Source organism: Kitasatospora sp. NPDC094028, assembly GCF_049543595.1.
Taxonomy (GTDB): Bacteria; Actinomycetota; Actinomycetes; order Streptomycetales; family Streptomycetaceae; genus Kitasatospora.
Genome location: NZ_JBMVFA010000004.1, coordinates 184,140 through 209,471, shown reverse-complemented (window position 1 = coordinate 209,471; position 25,332 = coordinate 184,140). Strand labels below are relative to the sequence as shown.

The 25,332-nt window shown below is 72.3% G+C and carries 18 protein-coding genes and 1 pseudogene; all 19 read right to left on the bottom strand.

The window, feature by feature from the left end; genetic code table 11:
• Window positions 1-53: 53 nt before the first annotated feature.
• A pseudogene (locus ACPC54_RS08830) lies at window positions 54-12,731 on the bottom strand (amino acid adenylation domain-containing protein); the annotation flags it as partial.
• A gap of 246 nt (window positions 12,732-12,977) precedes the next feature.
• Complete coding sequence (locus ACPC54_RS08825) at window positions 12,978-13,112, bottom strand: hypothetical protein (RefSeq protein WP_498962750.1); 135 nt, start codon at window positions 13,110-13,112, stop codon at window positions 12,978-12,980.
• Window positions 13,113-13,562: 450 nt separating this feature from the next.
• Complete coding sequence (locus ACPC54_RS08820; RefSeq protein WP_045702199.1) at window positions 13,563-13,775, bottom strand: MbtH family protein; 213 nt, start codon at window positions 13,773-13,775, stop codon at window positions 13,563-13,565.
• Between the two features lie 32 nt (window positions 13,776-13,807).
• A complete protein-coding gene (locus ACPC54_RS08815; RefSeq protein WP_498962747.1) occupies window positions 13,808-14,452 on the bottom strand; it encodes a 2-hydroxychromene-2-carboxylate isomerase in 645 nt (214 codons plus the stop codon).
• A 13-nt stretch (window positions 14,453-14,465) separates the two neighbouring features.
• Window positions 14,466-15,212: a 3-oxoacyl-[acyl-carrier-protein] reductase gene (gene fabG / locus ACPC54_RS08810; RefSeq protein WP_498962745.1), complete on the bottom strand. Its 747-nt coding sequence runs from the start codon at window positions 15,210-15,212 to the stop codon at window positions 14,466-14,468.
• A 30-nt stretch (window positions 15,213-15,242) separates the two neighbouring features.
• Window positions 15,243-15,737 (bottom strand): 3-hydroxyacyl-ACP dehydratase FabZ family protein, encoded by a 495-nt coding sequence (locus tag ACPC54_RS08805; protein ID WP_498962743.1) that lies wholly within the window; start codon window positions 15,735-15,737, stop codon window positions 15,243-15,245.
• Window positions 15,734-16,144, bottom strand: a complete 411-nt coding sequence (locus ACPC54_RS08800) for a 3-hydroxyacyl-ACP dehydratase FabZ family protein (RefSeq protein ID WP_498962741.1) — start codon at window positions 16,142-16,144, stop codon at window positions 15,734-15,736. Before ACPC54_RS08800 ends, ACPC54_RS08805 begins: the two co-directional genes overlap by 4 nt.
• Window positions 16,141-16,401 (bottom strand): acyl carrier protein, encoded by a 261-nt coding sequence (locus tag ACPC54_RS08795; protein ID WP_498962739.1) that lies wholly within the window; start codon window positions 16,399-16,401, stop codon window positions 16,141-16,143. The genes ACPC54_RS08800 and ACPC54_RS08795 overlap by 4 nt, the downstream gene beginning before the upstream one ends.
• Window positions 16,402-16,534: 133 nt before the next feature.
• Window positions 16,535-17,638 (bottom strand): beta-ketoacyl synthase N-terminal-like domain-containing protein, encoded by a 1,104-nt coding sequence (locus ACPC54_RS08790; RefSeq protein ID WP_498962737.1) that lies wholly within the window; start codon window positions 17,636-17,638, stop codon window positions 16,535-16,537.
• Window positions 17,639-17,719: 81 nt separating this feature from the next.
• Window positions 17,720-18,136, bottom strand: coding sequence for a hypothetical protein (locus ACPC54_RS08785; RefSeq protein WP_498962735.1), 417 nt, complete (start codon window positions 18,134-18,136; stop codon window positions 17,720-17,722).
• Window positions 18,136-18,543 (bottom strand): hypothetical protein, encoded by a 408-nt coding sequence (locus ACPC54_RS08780; protein ID WP_498962733.1) that lies wholly within the window; start codon window positions 18,541-18,543, stop codon window positions 18,136-18,138. Before ACPC54_RS08780 ends, ACPC54_RS08785 begins: the two co-directional genes overlap by 1 nt.
• Entirely contained in the window at window positions 18,543-18,902 is a 360-nt protein-coding gene (locus ACPC54_RS08775; RefSeq protein WP_498962731.1) for a hypothetical protein, read from the bottom strand. The genes ACPC54_RS08780 and ACPC54_RS08775 overlap by 1 nt, the downstream gene beginning before the upstream one ends.
• Window positions 18,899-19,867: an acyl-CoA thioesterase family protein gene (locus tag ACPC54_RS08770; RefSeq protein WP_498962729.1), complete on the bottom strand. Its 969-nt coding sequence runs from the start codon at window positions 19,865-19,867 to the stop codon at window positions 18,899-18,901. The genes ACPC54_RS08775 and ACPC54_RS08770 overlap by 4 nt, the downstream gene beginning before the upstream one ends.
• Complete coding sequence (locus ACPC54_RS08765; protein ID WP_498962727.1) at window positions 19,864-20,718, bottom strand: alpha/beta fold hydrolase; 855 nt, start codon at window positions 20,716-20,718, stop codon at window positions 19,864-19,866. The genes ACPC54_RS08770 and ACPC54_RS08765 overlap by 4 nt, the downstream gene beginning before the upstream one ends.
• Window positions 20,718-21,665, bottom strand: coding sequence for a beta-ketoacyl synthase N-terminal-like domain-containing protein (locus tag ACPC54_RS08760; protein WP_498962725.1), 948 nt, complete (start codon window positions 21,663-21,665; stop codon window positions 20,718-20,720). Before ACPC54_RS08760 ends, ACPC54_RS08765 begins: the two co-directional genes overlap by 1 nt.
• Window positions 21,662-22,801 (bottom strand): beta-ketoacyl-[acyl-carrier-protein] synthase family protein, encoded by a 1,140-nt coding sequence (locus ACPC54_RS08755; RefSeq protein ID WP_498962723.1) that lies wholly within the window; start codon window positions 22,799-22,801, stop codon window positions 21,662-21,664. Before ACPC54_RS08755 ends, ACPC54_RS08760 begins: the two co-directional genes overlap by 4 nt.
• Entirely contained in the window at window positions 22,798-24,060 is a 1,263-nt protein-coding gene (locus tag ACPC54_RS08750) for a beta-ketoacyl-[acyl-carrier-protein] synthase family protein (RefSeq protein ID WP_498962721.1), read from the bottom strand. Before ACPC54_RS08750 ends, ACPC54_RS08755 begins: the two co-directional genes overlap by 4 nt.
• Before the next feature lie 62 nt (window positions 24,061-24,122).
• Window positions 24,123-24,371 carry an acyl carrier protein gene (locus ACPC54_RS08745; protein WP_498962719.1) on the bottom strand — a complete coding sequence of 83 codons (249 nt, stop codon included), beginning with the start codon at window positions 24,369-24,371 and terminating at the stop codon, window positions 24,123-24,125.
• Window positions 24,372-24,574: 203 nt separating this feature from the next.
• Window positions 24,575-25,330, bottom strand: a complete 756-nt coding sequence (locus ACPC54_RS08740) for an IclR family transcriptional regulator (protein ID WP_498962717.1) — start codon at window positions 25,328-25,330, stop codon at window positions 24,575-24,577.
• Window positions 25,331-25,332 lie beyond the last annotated feature (2 nt).

Sequence of the window (25,332 nt, the reverse complement as noted above, 5' to 3'; positions counted from 1 at the left end):
CCGAGCAGCCGTCGACCGGGATGTGGTGCTTGGTCACGGCCACGCGGGCTTCGTCAGTTCGGGAGCCTCCAGTCGGCTTCCAGCAGGTCGATCTCGGCCTGGGACAAGGACACGAGAGAGAGGTCCGAGGGGGTGTGGCCGCCACTGCCGGCGGTGCGGGCGTGCTCGGCCGTCACGCGCAGCGCACGGAACCACAGGTCGGCCAGTTCCGCCACGGTCTCCTCGGAGACGGCCCGGCCCGCCCAGGACCAGCTCGCCACCAGCCGCGGGCCCGTGGGATGGTCCTCGGTCAGGGCCTCCAGCGCCACCAGGTGGGTCATCGGCATCGCCGGGTCGGTCCCGCCCCCGAGCGCCTCGGCCTCGGCGGCGGCCGACCACGGCCCGTCACCGGCGGCCGGGAAGCGGCCCAGGTAGTTGAAGCCGAACTGCGGCTCGCCGAACGCCTCCAGCTGCGGCCCGGTCTCCGGGTTGAGGTGACGCAACAGACCGAAGCCGAGGCCGTGGTCGGGCAGGGCGCGCAGCTGCTCCTTGACCAGCTTGAGCGCCTGGCCGACCGGCGCGCCGCCGGCCCACAGCCCGGCCCAGTCGCGGACGGCCGGGGCGAGGCGGACGGGGTGCGCGCTGGTGAACCAGCCGACCGTGCGGGAGACGTCGGCACCGCCGACCACATCCTCGCGGCCGTGGCCCTCCAGGTCGACCAGGACGGAGCCGTCGCCGACCCGGCCGTGCCGACGTCGGTAATCCGCCACGGCCAGCGCGAAGGCGGTGAGCAGCACGTCGTTGACGCCCGCGTGGTACGCGGCCGGGACGCTGGTCAGCAGCTCCGCGGTGACGTCACTGGGCAGGGTGCGGGTCAGGGTCCGCGCGGTGCCCGTCAGGTCCTCGGCGAGGTCGAACGGGCGGTCGCCGACCAGCGGGTCAATGACGTCCAACTGACGCTCCCACAGCGACAGTTCCCTACGACGGGCGGGGCTCAGGGCGGCCTCGGCCAGGCCCCGGGACCAGCTCCGGAAGGAGGTGGCCACCGGGTCGAGGACGGGCTCGCGCCCGGCCGCGACCGCCTCCCAGGCGGCCGCCAGGTCGGGGACCAGGATGCGCCAGGAGACGCCGTCGACCGCCAGGTGCTGGACGACCAGCAGCAGCCGGCCCGGCGCGTCCGGCCCGGCATCGAACCAGACCGCCTGGACCATGACACCGCGCTCCGGGTCCAGCCGATCGGCCGCGGCCTCACCCTCGCGCGCCAGCAGCTCACGCAGGCCCGGCGCGCCGGGAGCGGCAAGGTCGACCCGGCTGACCAGCGCGGAGGCCCGGACGCTGCCGGGCGGCGGGACGTCCAGTTCCGGGCCGCCGGGGGCGCTCGTCTCGTCTACGGGGACGAGCCGGGCGCGCAGGACGTCGTGGCGGTCGAGGACGGCCTGCAGGGCCGCGGTCAGGTGCTCCTCGGTCAGCCCGGCGGGGACGTTCAGCAACATCGACTGGTTGAACCGGCCGAGCGGGCCGCCGCGCCCGAACAGCCAGCGCATCACCGGCGTGGCCGGAACGCGACCCAGGCCGCTGTCCGCGACCGCGGGGGCCGCGCCCGACGCCAGGTCCTGAGCGACAGCGGCGAGGGCCGCGACGGTCCTGTGCTCGAAGACCTGGCGCGGGGTGATCACCAGCCCGGCCTTACGGGCGCGGCTGACCAGCTGGATCGAGACGATGCTGTCACCGCCCAGGTCGAAGAAACTGTCGTGCACGCCGACCGCCGTCAGGCCCAGGAGGCCGGCGAACAATGCACAGAGCACCTCCTCGCGCCCGTCACGGGCGGCCGTCCCGGTGGTCATGGTGGACAGGTCCGGGGCGGGCAGGGCCTTGCGGTCCAGCTTGCCGTTCGGCGTCACCGGGAACGCGTCGAGGACCACGACGGCGGACGGGACCATGTAGTCCGGCAGCGACTCACCCACGCCCGCCCGCAGTTCGGCCGGGTCGAGCACCGCACCGTCCGAGGCCACCACATAACCGACCAACTGCCGAACCCCCGGCTGGTCCTCGCGGATCAGCACGGCGACCTGGCCCACACCGGGCCGCCCGGCCAGGGCCGCCTCGACCTCACCCAACTCGATCCGGAAACCGCGCAGCTTGACCTGATGATCCGCCCGGCCGACGTACGCGAGCTGACCGTCCGCACGCCAGCGCACCAGATCGCCGGTGCGGTACATCCGGGAGCCCGCCGGCCCGTACGGGTCGGCGGTGAAGCGCTCGGCGCTCAGGCCGGGACGGCCCAGATAACCCCGGGCCAGGCCGGGGCCGGCGACGTACAACTCACCCGCCACGCCCGGGGCGACCGGCCGAAGACCCGGATCCAGCACGTACAACCGGGCGTTGAACACCGGGAAGCCGATCGGCGGGGTCGCCGAACCGCTCAGCGCGGCGGTGTTCGTGGCGCAGACCGTCGCCTCCGTCGGACCGTAGGAGTTCACCAGCCGGCGGCCCGGCGACCAGCGGGCGACGACCTCACCGGACAACGCCTCGCCACCCGAGATCACGCACCCACCGGACAGCAGCCCGTCCTTCGGCTCCATCGCCGACAGCACCACCGGCGGCAGCGCCACATGGGTCACCTCGAACTCGGTCAGCGTCCGCTCCAGCTCCCCACCCGCCTGCAGCCGCTCCGCGGGAACCACCACCAGCGCCGCGCCAGAGAACAAACCCATGCACAGCTCCCAGAAAGCACCGTCGAAGCTGGGCGAGACGAACTGCAGCACACGCGAGCCGACACCCACCTCCGTCAGCTCGACCTGGAACGCGAGCAGGTTCGCAATACCGGAATGCGAGACCACAACGCCCTTCGGGCGGCCGGTCGAACCAGAGGTGTAGATCAGGTACGCCGGATTCGACAGGCCCGCGGTGACCGCGAGCCCGGCAGGGGACTGCGCCTCGACGGCCGCGATCACGGCCGGGTCGTCCAGAACCACGACCGGGCGCCCCGCGGGGACGCGCTCCGCGACGTCGGAGCGGGTGAGCACCAACGGCGGCTCGGCGTCCTCCACCATGTACGAGATCCGGTCGGCCGGGTAGGCCGGGTCGACGGGCAGATACGCGCCACCCGCCTTCCACACCGCCAGGACGGCGACGACCAGTTCCACCGAACGCGGCAAGGCCAGCGCCACGAACGACTCCGGGCCGACGCCCAGCTCGACCAGGTGCCGGGCCAGGCGGTTGGAGCGCGCGTCGAGTTCGGCCGCCGAGTAGCAGCCGCCCTCGAACGCCAGGGCCGGCGCGTCCGGCGCCGCCGCCACCCGGGCCGCGAACAGCTCCGGCGCGGTCAGCGCCGCCACGGCCCGCGGAGCGCTGCTCCACTCCCCCAGCACCTTCCGGCGCTCGTCGGCGTCCAGCACCTCGATCCGGCCGAGCCGCTGGTCCGGCGCCGCCGCCACGGCGGCCAGCACCCGGACGAAGCGCTCGCAGATCCGCTCGGCCGTCCCCGGGTCGAAGAGGTCACTGGAGTATTCGAGCTGGCCTTCGAGCCCGCCCCCGGCCCGCTCGATCAGCTCGAAGGAAAGGTCGAACTTGGCCACGCCCGCGTCGACCTGGACGGATTCGGCGCGCAGGTCCGCGAACGTAAAGTGGGCCTGCTCGTTGTTCTGCAGGACGAACATCACCTGGAACAGCGGGTGCCGGGCCAGCGAGCGGTTCGCACCGACCGCGTCGACCAGCCGCTCGAACGGCACGTCCTGATGCGCGAACGCCGCCAGGTCCGACTCCCGGACACGGCCCAGCAGTTCGCGGAACGTCGGGTCACCGGAGGTGTCGGTGCGCAGCACCACGGTGTTCACGAAGAAGCCGACCAGATCGTCCAACGCCTCATCGGTCCGACCGGCCACGGCACCACCGATGGGCACGTCCTCCCCCGCACCCAACCGGGTGAGCAGGGTCGCTATCGCCGCCTGGACCACCATGTACAGCGTCGCCCCGGACTCGCGGGCGAGCGACTGCAGGCCACGGTGCACCTCCGGCGGGACGGTGAACCCGAGGCTCGCACCCCGGTAGGTCGCCGCCGCCGGCCGCACCCGGTCGGTCGGAATGTTCAGCTCTTCGGGAACGTCGGCGAGTTCGGACTTCCAGAACGCCAACTGCCGGGCGATCAGGCTCTCCGGGTCACCCTCCTCACCGAGCAGCCCCTGCTGCCACAGCGTGTAGTCGGCGTACTGCACCGCCAGCGGCTCCCAGACCGGAGCCTCCCCGCGCACCCGCGCCCCATAGGCCGCCGCCAGGTCCGCACTCAGCGGCACCATCGACCAGCCGTCCGCAGCGATGTGATGAATCGTCAGAAGGAGCACACACTCCTCGGCGCCGACGACGAACAAATCGGCCCGCAGCGGGATCTCGGACTCCAGCTCGAAGCCGGTCGCGGCGGCGGCCGCCAGCGCGTCCGGCAGGGCGGCCTCGGTCGTCTCCCGGACCAGCAACTCCGGCGCCGCGTCCGCCAGCACCTCCTGGTAGGGCACGCCGTCGTCCTCGGGGAACACCGTGCGCAGGCTCTCGTGCCGGCCGACCAGATCGGCCAGGGCGGCCGTCAGCGCCGCCCGGTCGAGCGTGCCGGTGAGCCGCAGTGCCAGCGGGATGTTGTAGGTCGCGCTCGAACCCTCCAGACGGTGGAGGAACCACAGCCGCCGCTGCGCGAAGGACAGCGGAACCCGCCCCGGGCGCACCGCCGGTTCCAGCGCCGGACGGGCCTGGCCGGCATCGGCCAGCCTGGCGGCGAGGGCCGCCACGGTGGGCGCCTCGAACACGGTACGGACGGCGACTTCGACGCCGAGTGCGGACCGGATCCGCCCGACCAGCCGGGTGGCCAGCAGCGAGTGCCCGCCGAAGTGGAAGAAGTCGTCGTCGATGCCGATCTCCGGCACCCCCAGCAGTTCGGCGAACACCGCGCAGAGCAGCTCCTCCTGCGCCGTCCGGGGGCGCCGGCCACTGCGCGCGGCGGTGAAGTCCGGGGCAGGCAGGGCCTTGCGGTCCAGCTTGCCGTTCGGCGTCACCGGGAAGGCCGCCAGCGCGATGAACGCGGCGGGGACCATGTAGTCGGGCAGTGTTCCGCCGACGTAGGCGCGCAGCCCGGCGGTGTCCGGCAGTTCGGCGCCCGGTGCGGCGACCAGATACGCGACCACCTGCTTGCCGCCGTGCTGGTCCTCGCGCGCCATCACCGCCGTCTGTCCCACCGCCGGGTGCGCGGCGAGCACCGACTCGATCTCGCCGAGTTCGATGCGGAAGCCGCGGATCTTCACCTGGTCGTCGACCCGGCCCAGGTAGTCCAGCTCACCGCCCGTCGTCTGCCGCACCAGGTCACCCGTGCGGTACATCCGCGAACCCGCCGGGCCGTACGGGTCGGCGGTGAAGCGCTCACCGGTCAGGTCCGGACGCTTGAGGTAGCCGCGCGCCAGACCGGCACCGGCGATGTACAACTCACCGACCACGCCCGGCACCACCGGCCGCAGACCCGGATCCAGCACATACAACCGGGTCCCGAGCACCGCCCGGCCGATCGACGGCGTCGCCGAACCGCTCAACCCACTGCCACTGACCGTCGCCGCGACCGTCGACTCGGTCGGACCGTAGACGTTCAACAGCGTGCGCCCCGGCGACCAGCGCCCGACCACCTCACCCGGCAGCGCCTCACCGGCCGCCATCAGGAATCCGCCCGCCAGCACATCGTCGGTCGACTCCATCGCCGCCAACACGACCGGCGGCACCAGCGCATGGGTCACCCCGAACTCGACCAGGGTCCGCCGCAGCTCCTCACCCGCCTGCAACCGCTCCGCCGGAACCACCACCAGCGCCGCGCCCGAGAACAAGCCCATGCACATGTCCCAGAACGCGACGTCGAAGCTCGGCGAAGCGAACTGCAACACCCGGTCACCGGCACCCACCGGCGCCCGGTCGAGCTGAGTGGCGAGCATGCCCGCCACACCGGAATGCGACACCACAACACCCTTGGGACGCCCGGTCGAACCAGAGGTGTAGATCAGATAGGCCGGGTTCGACAACCGCGCCGGACTGACGAGTTCCGCCACCGACTGCGCCTCGACGGCCGCGATCACGGCCGGATCATCCAGCACCACGACCGGGCGCCCCTCGGGGACGCGCTCCGCGACGTCGGAGCGGGTGAGCACCAACGGCGGCTCGGCGTCCTCCAGCATGTAGGAGATCCGGTCGGCCGGATAGGCCGGATCGACGGGCAGGTAGGCGCCACCCGCCTTCCACACGGCAAGCACCGCGACGACCAGTTCCACCGAACGCGGCAAGGCCAGGGCCACGAACGACTCCGGGCCGACGCCCAGCTCGACCAGGTAGCGGGCCAACCGGGTCACCCGCGCGTCCAGTTCAGCCGCCGAGTAGACGCCGCCCTCGAACGCCAGGGCCGGCGCGTCCGGCGCCGCCGCCACCCGGGCCGCGAACAGCTCCGGCGCGGTCAGCTCCTCGACCGCGCTCGGAGCACTGCTCCACTCCGCCAGCACCTTCCGGCGCTCGGCCTCGTCCAGCACCTCGATCCGGCCGATCCGCTGGTCCGGCGCCGCGGCAGCCGCCGTCAGCACCCGGACGAAGCGCTCGCAGATCCGCTCGGCGGTCTCCGGGTCGAAGAGGTCACAGGAGTACTCGACCAGGCCGTCGATCCCGCCCGCAGCTTGCTCGATCAGCTCGAAGGCGAGGTCGAACTTGGCCACACCCGGGTCGACCTGGACGGATTCGGCCTGCAGGTCCGCAAACCCGAACCGGGCCTGCTCGTTGTTCTGCAGGACGAGCATCACCTGGAACAGCGGGTGCCGGGCCAAGGAACGGTCCGGGCTGACCGCGTCGACCAGGCGCTCGAACGGCACGTCCTGGTGCGCGAACGCCGCCAGGTCCGACTCCCGCACCCGGCCCAGCAGTTCGCGGAAGCTCGGGTCGCCCGAGGTGTCGGTGCGCAGGACCACGGTGTTCACGAAGAAGCCGACCAGGTCATCCAGCGCTTCGTCGGTACGCCCGGCCACGACCCCGCCGATCGGCACGTCCTCCCCCGCCCCGAGCCGGGTCAACAGCGCGGCCAGACCGGACTGCAGGACCATGAACAGGGTGGAGCGGGACTCCCGGGCAAGCGAGAGCAGGCCGGCGTGCACCGCCGGCGGGACGGTGAACCTGAGGCTCGCACCCCGGTAGGTCGCCGCCGCCGGGCGCTGCCGGTCGGTCGGAATGTTCAACTCGGCGGGAGAACCGGCGAGTTCGGACTTCCAGAACGCCAACTGCCGGGCGATCAGGCTCTCCGGGTCACCCTCCTCACCGAGCAGCCCCTGCTGCCACAACGTGAAGTCCGCGTACTGCACCGCCAACGGCTCCCACTGCGGAGCCTCACCGCGCACCCGCGCCCCGTAAGCCGCCCCCAGGTCCGCGCCCAGTGGAACCAACGACCAGCCATCACCGGCAATGTGATGCAGCGTCAACAGAACAACGTGGTCGTCCACACCCAGCATGAACAGCTCGGCCCGTAGCGGGATCTCGGACTCCAGCTCGAAGCCCACCGCCGCGGCCGCCGACAGGGCAGTCTCCAACTCGCCCGCCGCCACCTCGCGCACGGCCAGCTCCGGCGCCACATCTTCCAGCACCCGCTGATACGGCACGCCGTCGTCCTCGGGGAACACCGTCCGCAGGCTCTCGTGCCGCGCGACCAGATCGGCCAGGGCCCCCGCCAGGGCCGCCCGGTCGAGCGTGCCGGTGAGCCGCAGTGCCAGCGGGATGTTGTAGGTCGCGCTCGAACCCTCCAGACGGTGCAGGAACCACAGCCGCCGCTGCGCGAACGACAGCGGAACCCGCCCCGGGCGCACCGCCGGTACCAGCGCCGGACGGGCCTGACCGGCATCGGCCAGCCGGGCGGCCAGCCCCGCGACCGTGGGCGCCTCGAACACGGTACGGACGGCCAACTCGACACCCAGCGCCGAACGCACCCGCCCGACCAGCCGGATGGCCAGCAGCGAATGCCCGCCGAAGTGGAAGAAGTCGTCGTCGATGCCGATCTCCGGCACCCCCAGCAGCTCCGCGAACACCGCGCAGAGCAGCTCCTCCTGCGCCGTCCGGGGGCGGCGGCCACTGCGCGCGGCGGTGAAGTCCGGGGCGGGCAGGGCCTTGCGGTCCAGCTTGCCGTTCGGCGTCACCGGGAACGCGTCGAGGACCACGAACGCGGCGGGGACCATGTAGTCGGGCAGTGTTCCGCCGACGTAGGCGCGCAGCCCGGCGGTATCCGGCAGTTCGGCGCCCGGTGCGGCGACCAGATACGCGACCACCTGCTTGCCGCCGTGCTGATCCTCGCGCGCCATGACCGCCGTCTGACCCACCGCCGGGTGCGCGGCGAGCACCGACTCGATCTCGCCGAGTTCGATCCGGAAGCCGCGGATCTTCACCTGGTCGTCGACCCGGCCCAGGTAGTCCAGCTCACCGCCCGCCGTCTGCCGCACCAGGTCACCCGTGCGGTACATCCGCGAACCCGCCGGGCCGTACGGGTCGGCGGTGAAGCGCTCACCGGTCAGGTCCGGACGCTTGAGGTAGCCGCGCGCCAGACCGGCACCGGCGATGTACAACTCACCGACCACGCCCGGCACCACCGGCCGCAGACCCGGATCCAGCACATACAACCGGGTCCCGAGCACCGCCCGGCCGATCGACGGCGTCGCCGAACCGCTCAACCCACTGCCACTGACCGTCGCCGCGACCGTCGACTCGGTCGGACCGTAGACGTTCAACAGCGTGCGCCCCGGCGACCAGCGCCCGACCACCTCACCCGGCAAGGCCTCACCGGCCGCCATCAGGAATCCGCCCGCCAGCACATCGTCGGTCGACTCCATCGCCGCCAACACGACCGGCGGCACCAGCGCATGGGTCACCCCGAACTCGACCAGGGTCCGCCGCAGCTCCTCACCCGCCTGCAACCGCTCCGCCGGAACCACCACCAGGGTGCCGGCCGAGAACAGACCCATGCACATGTCCCAGAACGCGACATCGAAGCTCGGCGAAGCGAACTGCAGCACCCGGTCACCGGCACCCACCGGCGCCCGCTCCAGCTGAGTGGCGAGCATGCCCGCCACACCGGCGTGCGACACCACAACGCCCTTGGGACGCCCGGTCGAACCAGACGTGTAGATCAGATAGGCCGGGTTCGACAACCGCGCCGGACTGACGAATTCCGCCACCGACTGCGCCTCGACGGCCGCGATCACGGCCGGGTCGTCCAGCACCACGACCGGGCGGCCGGCCGGCACCCGGTCGGCCACGTCCGAGCGGGTCAGGACGAGCTGCGGCCGGGCTTCGTCGAGCATGTAGGAGATCCGGTCGGCCGGATAGGCCGGGTCCACGGGAAGGTACGCGCCACCCGCCTTCCACACCGCGAGCACCGCGACGACCAGCTCCACCGAACGCGGCAAGGCCAGGGCCACGAACGACTCCGGCCCGACCCCCAACTCGACCAGGTGCCGGGCCAACCGGGTCACCCGCGCGTCCAGTTCGGCCGCCGAGTAGACGCCGCCCTCGAACACCAGGGCCGGCGCGTCCGGCGCCGCCGCCACCCGGGCCGCGAACAGCTCCGCCGCCGTCAGCTCCTCGACCGCGCTCGGAGCACTGCTCCACTCCGCCAGCACCTGCCGACGCTCGGCCGCGTCCAGCACCTCGATCCGGCCGATCCGCTGGTCCGGCGCCGCCGCCACGGCGGCCAGTACCCGGACGAAGCGCTCGCAGATCCGCTCGGCCGTCTCCCGCTCGAAGAGGTCACAGGAGTACTCGACCAGGCCCTCGATCCCGCCCTCGGCCCGCTCGATCAGCTCGAAGGCGAGGTCGAACTTGGCCACACCCGCATCCACGCGGCGCCAGTCGGCGCGCAGGTCCGCAAAGGTGAACCGGGCCTGCTCGTTGTTCTGCAGGACGAGCATCACCTGGAACAGCGGGTGCCGGGCCAGCGAGCGGTTCGCACCGACCGCGTCGACCAGCCGCTCGAACGGCACGTCCTGGTGCGCGAACGCCGCCAGGTCCGACTCCCGCACCCGGCCCAGCAGTTCGCGGAAGCTCGGGTCGCCCGAGGTGTCACTGCGCAGGACCACGGTGTTCACGAAGAAGCCGACCAGATCGTCCAACGCCTCGTCGGTACGCCCGGCCACGACCCCGCCGATCGGCACGTCCTCCCCCGCGCCCAACCGGGTGAGCAGGGTCGCCATCGCCGCCTGGACCACCATGTACAGCGTCGCCCCGGACTCGCGGGCGAGCGACCGCAGGCCTGCGTGCACCTCCGGCGGGACGGTGAACCCGAGGCTCGCACCCCGGTAGCTCGCTGCCGCCGGCCGCACCCGGTCGGTCGGAATGTTCAACTCGGCAGGAGATCCGGCGAGTTCGGACTTCCAGAACGCCAACTGCCGGGCGATCAGGCTCTCCGGGTCACCCTCCTCGCCGAGCAGCCCCTGCTGCCACAACGTGAAGTCGGCGTACTGCACCGCCAGCGGCTCCCAGACCGGAGCCTCACCGCGCACCCGCGCCCCGTAGGCCGCCGCCAGATCCGCACTCAGCGGAACCAACGACCAGCCATCACCGGCGATATGATGAAGTGTCAGTAACAGGACGGACTCGTCGGCACTGACAACGAACAGCTCGGCCCGCAGCGGGACCTCGGACTCCAGCTCGAAGCCGACCGCCGCGGCCGCCGACAGGGCAGTCTCCAACTCGCCCGCCGCCACCTCGCGCACGGTCAGCTCCGGCGCCACATCCTCCAGCACCCGCTGGAACGGCACACCCTCGTCCTCGGGGAACACCGTCCGCAGGCTCTCGTGCCGGCCGACCACGTCGCCGAGAGCGGCTGCCAGCGCCGCCCGGTCCGGCACACCCGAAAGCCGCAGCGCCATCGGCAGGTTGTAGGTCGCGCTCGGACCCTCCAGCCGGTGCAGGAACCACAACCGCCGCTGCGCGAACGACAGCGGAACCCGACCCGGGCGTACCGCCGGTTCCAGCGCCGGACGGGCCTCGCCGGCATCGCTCAGCCGGGCGGCCAGCGCCGCCACGGTGGGCGCCTCGAACACGGTACGGACAGCCAACTCGACACCCAGCGCCGAACGCACCCGCCCGACCAGCCGGGTGGCCAGCAGCGAATGCCCGCCGAAGTGGAAGAAGTCGTCGTCGATGCCGATGCCCGGCACCCCCAGCAGCTCCGCGAACACCGCGCAGAGCAGTTCCTCCTGCACCGTCCGCGGCCGCCGCCCACCAGCCGCGGCGCCGAAGTCCGGCGCGGGCAGCGCCCTGCGATCCAGCTTGCCGTTCGGCGTCACCGGGAACGCGTCGAGGACCACGACGGCCGCCGGGACCATGTGGTCCGGCAGCGACCCGCCCACGCCCACCCGCAGTTCGGCCGGGTCGAGCACGGCGCCGTCCCGGGGGACGACGTAGCCGACGAGCTGCCGGGCACCGGGCTGGTCCTCGCGAGCCAGGACTGCGGCCTGTCCGACGCCGGGCTGCCCGGCCAGCGTCGCCTCGACCTCGCCCAGCTCGATCCGGAAGCCGCGGATCTTCACCTGGTCGTCGACCCGGCCGGCGAACTCCAGCTCCCCGGCCTCCGTCCGCCGCACCAGGTCGCCGGTGCGGTACATCCGCGAACCCGCCGGACCGAACGGGTCCGCGACGAAACGCTCACCACTCAGACCCGGACGACCCAGGTAGCCACGCGCCAGACCCGCCCCGGCGATGTACAACTCGCCGACCACACCCGGCCCCACCGGCCGCAGGCCCGGATCCAGCACGTACAGCCGGGCGTCCACCACAGGCGCACCGAGCGGCGGGGTCTCCGTGCCGCCCAGCGGTCCGCTGAGCGTGACGACGACGGTCGCCTCGGTCGGGCCGTACGCGTTCACCAGATGGCGGCCCGTCGACCAGCGGCCGGCGACCTCGCCCGACAACGCCTCGCCGCCCGAGACCAGCCGGCCGCCCGGCAACAGGTCGTCGCTCGGCTCCATCGCCGCCAGGAGGACCGGCGGCAGCAACACGTGGGTCACCCCGAACTCGACCAGGGTCCGCCGCAGTTCCTCGCCCGGGAGCAGCGTCTCGGCGGGCGCCACGACGAGGGCCGCGCCGGAGAACAGCCCCAGGCACAGCTCCCAGAAGGCGGCATCGAAGCTGGGCGAGGCGAACTGCAGCACCCGGGAGCCCGGGCCCGCCTGCAGCCGCTCCAGCTGGGTGGCGAGCAGGCTCGCCGCACCGGAATGCGACACCACGACGCCCTTGGGGCGGCCCGTCGAGCCGGAGGTGTAGATCAGGTAGGCCGGATTCGACAACCGCGCCGGACTGACGAGTTCCGCCGCGGACTGCGCCTCGACGGCCGCGGCGACCGCCGGGTCGTCCAGCACCACGACCGGGCGCCCCTCGGGGACGCGCTCCGCGACATCGCAGCGGGTGAGCACCAACGGCGGCTCGGCGTCCTCCAGCATGTAGGAGATCCGGTCGGCCGGGTAAGCCGGGTCGACAGGCAGATACGCGCCGCCCGCCTTCCACACCGCCAGGACGGCGACCACGAACTCCACCGAGCGCGGCAGGGCCAGCGCCACGAACGACTCCGGGCCGACGCCTAACTCACTCAGGTAGCGGGCCAACTGGGTTGCCCGCGCGTTCAGTTCGGCCGCGGAGAGCTCGCCGCCCTCGAACACCAGGGCCGGCGCGTGCGGCGCCGCCGCCACCCGGGCCGCGAACAGCTCCGCCGTCGTCGCGGGCACGACCGCGACGGCCGAGGACACAGCCGGTTCAGTGCCGACTGCGGCGCCGGCCGTCACGGGCAGCCCGGTGCTTCCGGTTTCTGGCATGGTTGATCCACCCTCACACGGTTCGGTGTTGCGTCAGAAGGAGGGACGAGCACGACCCGTCAGAGGGGCGGCGCGCTTCGGCGGCGTCGTCGATCGTGTGCAGTTCGTCCGCGAGGATCCGCCCGATCCCGGCGAGCGCCGCGGGCTTCATCAGGTCGATGCGGTTGCGGTCCAGGGAGGTTCGGGCATCCGCGCGGCCAGGTGGGCGCACAGCTGCGCGTGGCCGGACTGCGCGCCGAACTGCGCGGCGGCGGGCGTCGCCGCGCCCAGGAGTGCCGCGTCCACGTCACCCCGGATCCCCAGGTCTGCTGCGGCATGGACGATCGAATGGCCGGGCTCCAGCTGCCGGGCGGGCCGGACTCCCGATTGAGCGGCCGTCAGGGGAACTCCGTGTCCGCCGTGCATGCTGTTCGTCCACCCCTAGCGACCGATCGGAACGGCACCGGGCGCGCGGCTCGGCAACGGGATTCCTGGAATGCGAAATTCTCAGGAGGCGAGATTGCTGGGGGCCTCAGGACGGGATCCTGCGATACCGATTGCAGGAATCTGTCAGTTCTCCGAGGCCGACGCGCAAATCCTGCACCCGATGCGGTCTGGGTCACAATGCCCGGTGCATCAAGCTGCCAACACGAATGTGTGGAGGATGTGGATGCGTGAAATTCGGCATCCCCATGCACAAACGCGAACGCCCGGCCCGTGCCAGTGGCACGGACCGGGCGTGGGTGCGCGGGAAGGTCAGGCGCCCATGGCGGTGACCAGGCTGCGCGGGCGCATGTCGACCCAGTTCTCGTTGATGTAGTCCAGGCACTCCTGGCGGGCCGCCTGCCCGTGCGCGACCGTCCAGCCGGCCGGCACCTCGGCGAACACGGGCCAGAGCGAGTGCTGGTTCTCCTCGTTGACCAGGACGTAGTACGAGGCGCTGTCGTCCTCGAAGGGGTTGGTGGCCATGGGTGTGCTCCTGTTCCTGATGGACTGACGGGTTAGCCGGCGACGCCGGCGGTCCTGGCCGCGGCACGCCCCCGGATGGAGGCGACGAAGCCGGGCAGCCGGTCGACGCCCCAGAACTTCTCGAAGCCGTCGATGAAGTACGGCACGCCGAACACGCCGTCCCGGTGCAGCGCGGCCAGCGCGGCGAGTCCGCGCTCGCGCACCTCCGGGTCCGCCGCGGCGCCGCCCAGCAGCTCGGGGTCGAGCCCCAGCTCCGGGCCGAACCCGGCGATCACCTCGGGGTCGGAGATGTCCAGGCCGTCCTGCCACCGGGCGCGGTAGACCCGGTCGATGAACTCCCGTCCCCGGCCGTGCTCTTCGGCCACCAGGTAGGCGAGGTGGGAAACCTCCCAGCGGGGCTCCCGGTCCAGCGGCCAGACCATCTCCAGGCCGCGCTCGCGGGCGAGCCGGCGCACGTCCTGGAGGATGTACAGGTGCTTCTCGCGGGACATCGCGACGTACGGGAGCTGGACGCCGTTCTGCGCGAGGTGCTCGTTGTGGTGGTCGTCCGGCTCCCAGAACGGCAGCCACTGGATCGACTCGGCCACGTCCGGGTAGCGCCCGATCAGGTCGCGGTAGGCCATCCAGGAGTACGGGCTGCGGAACGAGAAGTACCAGCGGGGCGGTTTCCGCGCCATGGTGCCGCCTTTCTCAGATGGTGATGCCGCCGTCGATCTGCAGGACGGCACCGGTGATGTACTGCGCCTTGTCCGAGACCAGGTACCCCACGAGGTCGGCGACCTCCTCGGCCCGGCCCATCCGCTTCATCGGGATGGACTTCAGGGCCTCCTTCAGGGCCTTGCCCTCGATGGCCGCCGTCATGTCGGTCTCGATGAACCCGGGGGCGACGGTGTTGACCCGGATGCCGTACCGGCCGGTCTCCTTCGCCAACGAGCGCGAGAAGCCGATGATTCCGGCCTTGGACGCCGAGTAGTTGGACTGCGTGGCGTGCCCGTACACCCCGGCCACCGACGAGATGTTGACGATGGCGCCGGCCTTGCGCTTCATCATGCTGAAGACGACGGCGCGACAGACATGGTAGACGCCGCCCAGGTTGGTGTCGATGACGTCCTGCCACTGGTCGTCGGTCATCAGCACCAGCGGGTTGTCGCGGGTGATGCCGGCGGCGGTGACCAGGGCGTCGATCTCGCCGAGCTGCTCCTCGACCTCGGCGACCAGCTCGCGCACCGAGTCGGCGGCGGTCACGTCGGTCTTGCGGGCGAGCACCTTGACGCCGAGCGCCTCGACCTCCTTGACCAGGTTCTGCGCCGCCTCCTCGTCGGAGCGGTAGCAGAACGCCACGTCGAAGCCGTCGCGGGCGAGCGTCAGCACGGTGGCGCGGCCGATCCCGCGCGAGCCCCCGGTGACCAGCGCCACGCGGGAGGTCTTCTCCTCCATCAGTCCTCCATCAGTGTCGTCGGTTCGGGGTCACGCGGACGCGGGCTCGGACTCGGTCGGGCGCAGCACCTCGGCGGGGCGCATGGCCACCACCACGGACGCCACGGTCAGCACCGGCTGCCCGGCGACCAGGCTCTCGCCCTCGAAGATCACGGTGTCACCGACGGCGCGGGAGATCCGCACCCGGTGCTCCAGCACGTCGCCGGGCAGCACCTGGCCGTGGAACCGGACGCCGGACATGCTGCCGAACAGCATGACCTTGCCGCTCAGCACGTCGGGGTTCGGGTCGTCCCAGGTGCCGAGCAGTCCGGCGCTCTGGCACCAGGACTCGACCAGCAGCGACTGCGGGTAGCCGAAGCCCTCCGGCGGGGTGTCCGGGCCGAGTTCGGCGTACCACGGCTCGTTGCAGGTCACCGCCTTGATCGCGGTGATCCGCTGCCCCGGCTCCACTTCGAGCACCCGGTCCACCAGCAGCATCGGGAAGCGGTGCGGCAGTCGGCTGCGGATCTCCACCTGCCCGGTCATGCGGTCACCTCGCCCTGGTAGCGCAGCCGCAGCTTGGCCGCGTCGCCGCGGGCCGAGCGGACGGTCGCCTTGCAGATCCAACTGCCGTTCTTCTCGCGCCAGTCGAGGTCGACGTCGAGGACGTCGCCCGGGTAGACCGGGCTGGTGAAGCGGGTCGACTCGACCTCCGCGAGGGCCACCGGGCCGGCCTCGGCCGGGGCGGTGGCGAGCGCGCCGGCGTGCGTCAGGTCCACCAGGCAGACGCCGGGGAAGATCGGGAAGCCCGGGTAGTGGCCGGGCAGCACCGTCTCGTCGGGCGCGACGGTGAAGCGCACCGAGGCGCGCGGGCCGTCGACCGCGGTGACCTCGACGGGCCCGGCCAGCGGGGTCGCCCGCCGGCCGGCCCGGGTCGGGGTGTCGACCGTCATCCGCGCGCCTGCACCTTCGCCTGCAGCAGCTCGTAGGCCCGCGACAGGCAGGTGAACTGCTTCAGCTCGGACTCCGGGATCTTCACGCCGTACTTCTTCTCCAGCACCACGACGACCTCGAGCGCCATCAGCGAGTCGACCTCCAGGTCGTCCACGAAGTCGGCGTCGTCGGTGAGCTCGTCCACCTCGATGTCGAGGACCTTCGCGACCACCTCGCGCAGCTCCTCCAGGTTCAGCTCGGCGAGCTGTCCGCTCATCAGTCCGTCCTCATTTCGGTTCGACAACGTGTGATTGGTGTTGCATCGGTCCCGGCGGCCGGCCGGCCGGCGTCGCGTCGGCGAGCGGCCGGCCGGCCACCGGTCCGCGCGGAGTGGCTCCGCGGCGGTTCGTTCAGCGCAGGCCCAGCACGGCGCAGCCGACCGAGCCGGCCCGGTCGACCGAGGTGATCACGCCGATCTGCCCGGCGGCGCCGCCGGGCTGGTCGGCGGCGTGGACGAGCAGCGCGGCGGCCTGGAAGGCGGCCGCGGCCGCACCCGTGTCGCCGATCAGCTCGGCCGGGGCCAGGTCCACCGCACCGGCGGCACCCAGCACCTCCTGGACGGCGGCGATCTCGGCCTCGCCCTCGGCACCGGGGGCGCCGGAGCGGGCGACCGCGGAGACCTGGGAGACCTCGACGCCGGCCTGCTGCAGGGCCCGGCGCACGGTGCGCGCCAGGACGTTGCGGACGTCGCCGTCCAGCGCCACGCCCAGCTCGACGGCCAGCACCTCGGCCAGCACCGGCTGCTCCTCGCCGTTCTCCGCCGGCGGCTCGACCAGCAGCACCGCGCAGCCCTCGCCGAGCGGGGACGCCGCGGCACCGGCGGTGGCGTGGTGCTCCAGCCAGGCGCGGGCGGAGGAGAACTCCTCGGCCGCGCCGGTCAGCACGGTGCGGGCGCGCCCGGCGGCGAGCAGCCGGCGGGAGTAGCTGAGCGCGTGCAGGCCGGCCACCCGGCCACCGGCGATGGTCGCGTTCGGGCCCTTGAGCTGGTACCAGATGGCGCACTGGCCGGCGGCGCAGTTCATCACGGTGTTGGGGAACTTCGCCGGGTCGACGAAGAACGGCTCCTGGCCGGTGAACGAGTCCCGGGTGAAGTCCATCATGCTCTGGGCGCTGCCGGTGGTGGTGCCGAGCGCGAGCGCGGCACGGTCGCCGGTGCCCACCGTGCGGTTGCGGTCCCCGTCGTCCAGCAGGGCGCCGACCGCGGTGACGGCCAGGGCGGTCACCCGGTCCATCGAGCGGGTGCCCTTCTTGCCCAGCACGGCGCGCGCGTCGAAGTCGGGGACGACGCTGGCGGTGCCGTCCGAGGTCTGCGCCAGCTCCGGCGCCAGGGCGGTGCCGGTGGTCCGCCGCTCGCGCAGGCCCTGGGTGAAGGCGTCCCGGCCGATTCCGAACGGCGAGACCGCCGACCAGGCGGTGATGACCGGGCGTCGTGTGCCGGTCAGGGTGGTAGTCATACCTGCTCCGACTCCTTTCGATCTCCTCGCCGGTGGCCCCCGGCGCAGTGGTGGGAACGGTTCAGTGGGTGGCGGCCGGACTCACAGGAAGTAGACCGCGCGGTACTCGGGCCAGCGCAGCGCGAGTTCGCCGTCCGCCGCGACCCGGATGCCGTCCAGCAGGACGCCGTCCAGCGGCGCCGCGAAGCCGAAGGCGGCCAGCGCCGACTCCTCGACCCAGACGCGCACGCCGGCCTCGATCAGGGTCCGCAGGTTGACCCGGGAGTCGGTGACGGTGTCCAGCTCGGCGTCGCCCAGGCGCAGCGACGGCGTCGGCCGGGCCCGCACCGCGTGGGTGGCGGCCTGGCCGCGCAGCAGGATGTCCAGTCCGCCGTGGTGCCGGTGCAGCTCGTTGGCGAGGTAGAAGGCGTCGAAGAACTGCTTCTCCACGGCGCCCCGGTAGCCGCGTTCCATGATGCCCAGGGACCGCTTCTGGGCCTGGGGGTCCTGATCGCTCATCAGATGACTCCGACCATCAGGGTCCGGGTGGCCGCGGCCACGTTCACGGCGTAGCCGGCCGGCGGGCGCATGACGACCTCCGGCAGGTGGTCGACGGCGCCGCGGTCGTCGCTGCAGAACCGGCAGCCGTACCAGTACAGCTGGTCCGGGAACGCCTTGAGCATCCGCTGGGCGAGCGCCGCCGTGGTCGGGTACTCGGTGTTCCACGACGAGAGGTTGCGCGGCTTGTCGTCGGTCAGGCCGCGCTGGGTGAGCAGGGTCGCGTTGCCGCAGGTCCAGATCTGGACGCTGGCGCCGCGCTCCAGCAGGGCCTGCGCCAGGCGCAGCGCGGTGGTCGTGCGGTCGTCCTCGTTCGGCGAGCCCATCAGGGTGATGAGCACGTCGGTCGGCGGGATCCGGCGGGCCATCAGTGCCACACCACGTTCGCGTCGGGGTCCAGCACCCAGCTCGCCACTTCGTCCATCCCGGTGACCTTCACGCCGCTGCGCAGCGTGTTCTCCTCCAGCCCCCGCTGGATCAGCGAGAAGCCGTCCGCCACCAGGAGGCCGCCGGCCTCCTGGAAACCGTCCAGTTCGGCGTCACTGCCCGGGAAGGCGAGCGCGACCCCGTCCTGGACGAGGAACATCACGACCGGGCGCCCGGCCCGGGCCTGCGCGACCGCGTCACGGCGGAAGCCCGCCTCCTGCGGCGCGCAGTGCCCCTGGCTCTCGATCAGGAGGAACCACGGCTCACCCGGGGTCCGGACGGCCCGGTCGTCGTTCGTCACGCGCTCTGCACCCCGTTGATCGCGTCCAGGACGCGCTGGTCGAAGTTGACCAGGCTCCAGTCACGGCGGTTGCCGATCACCGCGTAGCCGTGCACGATGCTGCCGGTGGCGGCCTTGACCAGCTTGCCGTCGCGCAGGACGTAGAAGTCCATCCGCGAGGTGTAGGTGAACTCCTTGAAGACCTCCTCGACGGTGTACACCGTGTAGAGGTCCTCCTCCATCAGCGCCTCGTCGAGGATGCGGATGTTGGAGCGCGGCACGACCGGGATCCACTTGCGGTCGTCCAGCAGGGTCTTGATGGAGATGCCGCGGTCCATGACGAACCGGTCCTTGCCCTCCTCCATCAGGCGCAGGTAGCCGGACATCTGGATGCGCTCGGTGAAGTGGCAGTACGGGTACGGGATGTTCCACTTCCAGGCGTACGCGTTCTTGCCGGCGGTGAGCGACGCGAGGATCTCCTCCTCGGTCGGGGCGGTGGTGCCCTCGGCGCGCTCCAGGTCGTCGCCGAGCTTGGCGACGGCGAAACGGGCGAGCTGCTCCGGGACGGCGCCGGCCGCCTCCAGGTAGGTGTCGATCCGCAGCGAGACGCGGACCTTGGAGGTGACGGCCTTCAGGACCTCACCGTCGCGCTCGACGTTGATGACGACCTTGAAACCGATCGTCCCGTCCTCGTCCTTGGTCCACGGGGAGACGACGGCCTCGGCCTGGTCGTCCATGTGGAAGGCGTGCAGGATGCGGGTGTCGATGTCGACGAGGTCCAGGCCCAGGCCGTGGGTCTCGTACAGGCCGCGGGCGGGCAGGCCGACCTGGCGGAAGTGGTCCAGGACGGCTTCCTCGACCATGTAGTTGACGTGCTTGAAGCCGATCCAGGTGCAGATGTTGGAGCCCTCGTAGCGGGGGCGCACGATCGTGGTGGTCGGGCTCTCCAGGAGCGCCTTGACATTGGTATCGGTCACAGTGGTCATGAGTGGTGCTCCAAGACTGTCCGGGGGCCGGACCCGGGCTGCGGGTCGTCGGCCAGGGTGGAGTTGACGAACTCACGGATGTCGGCGGCGAACTGCTCGGGCCGTTCGATCATCGGGAAGTGTCCGGTCGGGTACACGAGGTGGCGGGCGTCCGGCAGGTCGGCTGCCAGGGCCCGGCCCTCGTGCGGCGGCGCGCCGATGTCGTGCTCGCCGCTGATCAGCAGGGTCGGCACGGTGATCCGGCCGGTCCGCTGGAGGGGGGTGGCGAGGTAGAGCCCGAAGAACCGCATCCAGCCGTACGGGCCGATCCGGTCGCGCACCCGGTACGCCATCGCGCGCTGGATGTCCGGGTCGAGCCGGCCCTCCGAGGCGAGCTGGAGGCCTTCTTCCAGGATCAGGTGGAAGTCGGTCACGTAGTAGGTGAGCGCGTCCCAGTCGAAGTCCTCCGTCGAGGACCGGTAGAACGGCGAGACCAGCACCAGGGCGCGGATCCCGAACTCCTCGAACGGGTCGACCCCGCGCTGGAGTTCCTGGTCGATCAGTTCCATCAGGACGTTGACCGCCATCGAGTGGACGACGAGCACCTCGGCCCCGCCGGGGACGAGCCGCAGCGCCTCGGCGATCCAGCCGCCGAGCGCGGGGCCATGCGTCCAGTCGCCCAGTTCGCCGTCGCGCCAGGGCAGTTGGGCCGCCCAGAGCTCGTGGCCGTCCGCCATCAGGCCGGCGCACTTGTCGTAGACGCCCGCGTTGGCACCGAGCCCGTGGATCAGCAGGGTGCGCAGCCCGGATCCTCCGACCCGGTGCACCAGCACCGGGGCGGAGTCCTCGGGCTTCGGCGAGCGAGCCGCCATCACGCGGCTCCGGGCGCCAGGAGCACCAGGCCGGCACTGGCGTCGGCGTTCTCGCCGCCGGCCAGCGCGTAGACCGCACCGGCGCCGCCGTCCTCGAACCAGCCGACCGCGGCCGCGCACTGCAGCACCCCGAGCGCACCCGAGGGCTCGCCGGCGGACTCCGGCAGGCCGACCCGGGGCACGCCGGGCAGCAGCGCCGCGTCGAGCGCGGCGGCGGCACCGCCGGGCACCTCCCAGCGGGCGGGCTCTGCGGACGCCGCGAGGCGGTCCAGCACGTCGCGGACGGCCGCGGTGCGGACGTAGCCGCCGAGCACCGCCTTGACGGTGCCGGAGCGCTCCTGGACGGCCTCGGCCCGCTCGACCACGATCGCCGCGCCGCCGTCGACCGAGGGGCGGCCGCCGGTCAGCTTGCGGACGACCTCGTTGTCGGGCTCGACGCCGAGCACCAGCACGCGGTCGACCCGGCCGGCCTGGATCATCGTGATCGCCCAGTGGACGGCGTCCAGGCCGGAGGTCGGGCCGTTGCAGACCATCAGGTTCGGGCCGCGCAGGCCGAACCGGATCGCCACCGAGGAGGCGATGACGTTGCTGGACGCGTTCGGCAGGTCCATCGGGCTGGTCCCGTTGACCGTCTCCTCGCGGATCGTGTCCAGGGCCCGGGTGACGGTGTCCAGGTTGCCGTAGTTGGAGCTGGCGACCACGCCGATACTGCTCGCCGGCACGGTCGTCCCCTCCTCCCCGACGAGCCCGGCGTCGGCCAGCGCACGGGCGGCCAGCGCGTAACCCAGCTGGGTGGCGCGGTCCTTGTAGCGCAGGCCCTTCTTGCCGACGATGGCGGCCGGCTCGACGGCGGCCGCGCCGCTCTCGGGGCCGGCGGCCAGCGCCCGCGCGGAGTCCGCGCCGGGCACCAGGACGGCGGCGCCGCTCACCACGATGGTCGCGCTCACTTGTCCGCCTCCACGATCGCGACGGCGTTGATGCCGCCGAAGCCGAAGGCGTTGAGCTGCGCCACCCGCATCGACTGGTCGGTCGCCGCCTCGCCGGTCACCCAGCGGAACTTCGCGGCCTCGTCCACCGGGTCCTCCAGTCCCACGGTCGGCGGGACCCGACCCTCGTTCATGGCCCGCAGGCCGACGATCAGATTCAGCAGACCGGAGGCACCCGAGGTGTGGCCGGTCATCGACTTGACCGCGGTCAGCAGCGGCCGGCCGGCGTCCGCGCCGAACACCTCGGCCAGGGCGGTCGCCTCGGCCTCGTCGTTCAGCAGGGTGCCGGTGCCGTGCGTCATCACCAGGTCCACGTCGGCGGGCTTGATGCCGGCCAGGCCGTAGGCGGTGCGCATCGCCTCGGCGATGCCCTCCGGGTGCGGGGCGGTGACGTGGTAGGCGTCGCAGTTGACCGCCACGCCGCGCAGCCGGCCGTGCGCCTTGCGCCCGCCGTCCTCGCGGCGCAGCACCACGGCGCCCGCGCCGTCGCCCATCAGCACGCCGGTGCGGTTGCGGTCGAAGGGCCGCACCCGGTCCGGCGCGACCGGGTGGACGCGCTCCAGCAGGCCGAACATGCTCTCGGTGAGCACGTCCACGCCGGCCACGATGACGGTGTCCGTCTCGCCCTGCTCCAGCAGGTCGGAGCCGAGCGCCAGCGCGTACAGCGAGGCCGAGCAGGCGTTGGAGAAGGTGTGCGTCACGTCGGCGCCGAACCGCTCGCGCAGCGCGGTGCCGAAGTGCAGCCCGGCGTCGGTGAACGGGGTGCCCTCGCGCCACCACAGCTCGGCCGAGCGCAGCTCGCGCAGGCCGGTGCCGATGAGCACGGGGATCCCGCTCAGGTCCTCGCCGATGCCGGCGTCCGCGACCGCCTGGGCGATCGCCTCGGTCAGCAGGCGGGTCGCCCGGGCCGGCACGTCCTGGCCGGGCGCGGGGCGGTCGTCCACCTCGTAGGCGTACTTGGCGCGGAACCGGGTGCTGTCGAAGCCCCGCAGCTCGGCGTGGCCGGTGCGGCCGGCGCAGAGGCTGTCGAAGACCTCGTCGACGCCCGTGCCGATGCTCGCCACCGCGCCCATGCCGACGATCGGGCGGCTGATCATGCGGTCTCCTCCTGTCCTTCGTACTTGCCGAGGAGCACCACCGCGTTGTTGCCGCCGAACGCCAGGCCGTTGTTCTGGACGATCCGCAGGTCGGCCTCGACGGCGTTGTTGGGCACGCAGTCCACGTCGCACTCCGGGTCGGTGGTGACGTGGTTGATGGTCGGCGGGATGAAGCGGTTGGCGATCGCCAGCGCGCAGCCGATCGCGGCCAGCGCACTGGCCGCGCCCATCGAGTGGCCGAGCATCGACTTCATCGAGACGGTGCGCGGCGTACCCTCGCCGAACACCTCCCGGATGGCCGCGACCTCGGTCAGGTCGTTCGCCTTGGTGCCGGTGCCGTGCGCCGAGATCAGGTCGACCTGGTCGCGCGAGACCCCGGCGTTCTCCAGGGCGAGTTCCATGCAGCGGGCGAGGCTGGCCTGGTTCGGCGCGACCGGGTGGTACGCGTCGCAGTTGAGGCCGTAGCCCAGCACCTCGGCGTAGATGCGCGCCCCGCGGGCGAGCGCCGACTCCAGGCGCTCCAGGACGAGCACGCCCGCGCCCTCACCGGTGAGGATGCCCTTGCGGTCGATGTCGAAGGGCTGACAGCGGTCCGGCGCGATGGTGCCCAGCCGGTAGAAACCGGTGAAGGTCTTGCGGCACATCGCGTCGGCGCCGCCGCAGAACGCGAACTCCGCCTCGCCCGACCGGACGGCGTCGAAGCCGTTGCCGATCGCGTAGTTGCCTGCCCCGCAGGCGGTGGGGACGGTCACCGCCTCGACGTTCTCCAGGCCCAGTTCCTGGGCGATGGCGGCCGAGAGGCGGCCGGCCGGCACCCGCCGGGTGGCGACCGGGTCGAGCTTCTCCGGCCCCATCTCCAGCTCCGCCTGGACGAGTTGGTCCAGGTCGTACGACTCGCCGTCGGTGGTGCCGATGGAGATCAGCCCGCGCTGGTCGCGCAGCTGGCCGGCGTCCAGGCCGGCGTCCTTCAGCGCCATCCGGGCCGCCGCCACCGAGAACTGCGTGGCCCGGCCGAGCTGTTGCGCGTCGAGGCGGCTGATCCAGTCGTTCGGATCGAAGCCCACCACCTCGCACCCGTTGGCGTGGGCGTAGCCCTCGGTCTCGAACACCGAGATGGGCCTGGCCCCGCTCCGTCCCTCACGGAGCCCCTGCAGGAACTCCTCCGCCCCCAGCCCGATGCTGGAGACCACACCGAGCCCGGTGAGGACCACCCGGTGCTGCCCTGCCCCTGCCGGGTCAGTGCCGTGTTGTGCCGACATTCCGACCTCCCGATCCGCCTGCCTGCTGGCCTGTCACCCGTGGTGTGGCCACGGGGCTGCGACTACCAGCCGGCCGGCTCCGCCACGACCTCGTAGACGCCCTCGAGGTTGACCATGCGGGGCAGCTCGGTCTGGTTGATGACCACGCCGAACTCCTTCTCCAGCGCGGCGAGGATCTCGATGGCGCGCAGCGAGTCGGCGCCGTGGTCCTCCTTGAAGAGGCTGGTCTCGGTGACCTCGTCCTCCTCGATCTCCAGAATGTCGCAGACGATTTCCTTGATGGTCTCGATACGCTCGGCGCGAGCAGTCATGATGGATCTACCTCTCGAAAGAAATCGGATGAACCAGTGAATTGGAATTCACCGGTTGCGCCGGACGGCGCCGGCGAATTGGGCGCCGGGAATATCCCCCGCGGCGCTTCATGACAGTTTCTAACAATTCCGTTCGGGTGCCCGCAAGAACCGCTGCAGCAAGCTGCCAGACCGTTGCGTAACCCTTCGGATGCGTCCGGTTGTTACCTGATCAGGCCGTCGGACAGCTGAACCGCGGCGTCGACCAGGTCGTTGGCGAAGCGGCGGGCCGGCGTCCTGGTCAGGGTCGCCACCGGTCCGTCCAGCGTCACCGCGGCGACGACGCGGTTCCCGTACCCGCGCACCGGGACGGCCAGCGAGGCCACCCCGGCCTCGCCCGCGCCCAGGCTCTGCGCCCAGCCCTGCCGGCGGACGCCGGCCAGGGTCGCGGCGCCGAACCCGGCACCGCGCAGCCCCTGGTGCAGCACCTCCGGCTCCTCCCAGGCCAGCAGCACCTGCGCGGCGGCGCCGATCTTCATCGGCAGCACCGCGCCCACCACCGTCCGGGCCGAGCCGGGGCGTTCGGCGGCCTCCGCCGAGAGCACGCAGACCCGCAGGTCGCCCTGCCGGCGGTAGAGCCGGGCGCTGGCGCCGGTGCGGTCGCGCAGCGACTCCAGGACGGGGCCGGCGCCGATCACCAGCCGGTCCCGGCCGGCCTCCACCGCCAACTCGCCGAGCCGGGGCCCGAGGACGAACCGGCCCTGCCTGTCCCGGGTGAGCATCCGCAGGTTCTCCAGAGCCACCGCGAGCCGGTGCACGGTCGGCCGGGCGAGCCCGGTGACCTCGGTCAGGGTGCGCAGCGAGGCCGGCCCCTGGGCCAGCACGCCGAGCAGCTGGGCGGCCTTGTCGAGCACGCCGACACCGCTGGTGTCCGGTGCGGTCTTGCGGCCGATCGTCCTGGTTCCCCCCGTGGACCCCATCG

Excerpts from the sequence above, each read along its gene's own strand:
- ACPC54_RS08780 (WP_498962733.1), bottom strand. The coding sequence starts at position 18,543 with ATGGCCCGCCGGATCCCGCCGACCGACGTGCTCATCACCCTGATGGGC.
- ACPC54_RS08750 (WP_498962721.1), bottom strand. The coding sequence starts at position 24,060 with ATGTCGGCACAACACGGCACTGACCCGGCAGGGGCAGGGCAGCACCGG.
- ACPC54_RS08820 (WP_045702199.1), bottom strand. The coding sequence starts at position 13,775 with ATGGCCACCAACCCCTTCGAGGACGACAGCGCCTCGTACTACGTCCTG.
- ACPC54_RS08815 (WP_498962747.1), bottom strand. The coding sequence starts at position 14,452 with ATGGCGCGGAAACCGCCCCGCTGGTACTTCTCGTTCCGCAGCCCGTAC.
- ACPC54_RS08755 (WP_498962723.1), bottom strand. The coding sequence starts at position 22,801 with ATGATCAGCCGCCCGATCGTCGGCATGGGCGCGGTGGCGAGCATCGGC.
- ACPC54_RS08765 (WP_498962727.1), bottom strand. The coding sequence starts at position 20,718 with ATGGCGGCTCGCTCGCCGAAGCCCGAGGACTCCGCCCCGGTGCTGGTG.
- ACPC54_RS08805 (WP_498962743.1), bottom strand. The coding sequence starts at position 15,737 with ATGACCGGGCAGGTGGAGATCCGCAGCCGACTGCCGCACCGCTTCCCG.
- ACPC54_RS08790 (WP_498962737.1), bottom strand. The coding sequence starts at position 17,638 with ATGACTACCACCCTGACCGGCACACGACGCCCGGTCATCACCGCCTGG.
- ACPC54_RS08745 (WP_498962719.1), bottom strand. The coding sequence starts at position 24,371 with ATGACTGCTCGCGCCGAGCGTATCGAGACCATCAAGGAAATCGTCTGC.
- ACPC54_RS08740 (WP_498962717.1), bottom strand. The coding sequence starts at position 25,330 with ATGGGGTCCACGGGGGGAACCAGGACGATCGGCCGCAAGACCGCACCG.
- fabG (WP_498962745.1), bottom strand. The coding sequence starts at position 15,212 with ATGGAGGAGAAGACCTCCCGCGTGGCGCTGGTCACCGGGGGCTCGCGC.
- ACPC54_RS08770 (WP_498962729.1), bottom strand. The coding sequence starts at position 19,867 with ATGACCACTGTGACCGATACCAATGTCAAGGCGCTCCTGGAGAGCCCG.
- ACPC54_RS08800 (WP_498962741.1), bottom strand. The coding sequence starts at position 16,144 with ATGACGGTCGACACCCCGACCCGGGCCGGCCGGCGGGCGACCCCGCTG.
- ACPC54_RS08795 (WP_498962739.1), bottom strand. The coding sequence starts at position 16,401 with ATGAGCGGACAGCTCGCCGAGCTGAACCTGGAGGAGCTGCGCGAGGTG.
- ACPC54_RS08785 (WP_498962735.1), bottom strand. The coding sequence starts at position 18,136 with ATGAGCGATCAGGACCCCCAGGCCCAGAAGCGGTCCCTGGGCATCATG.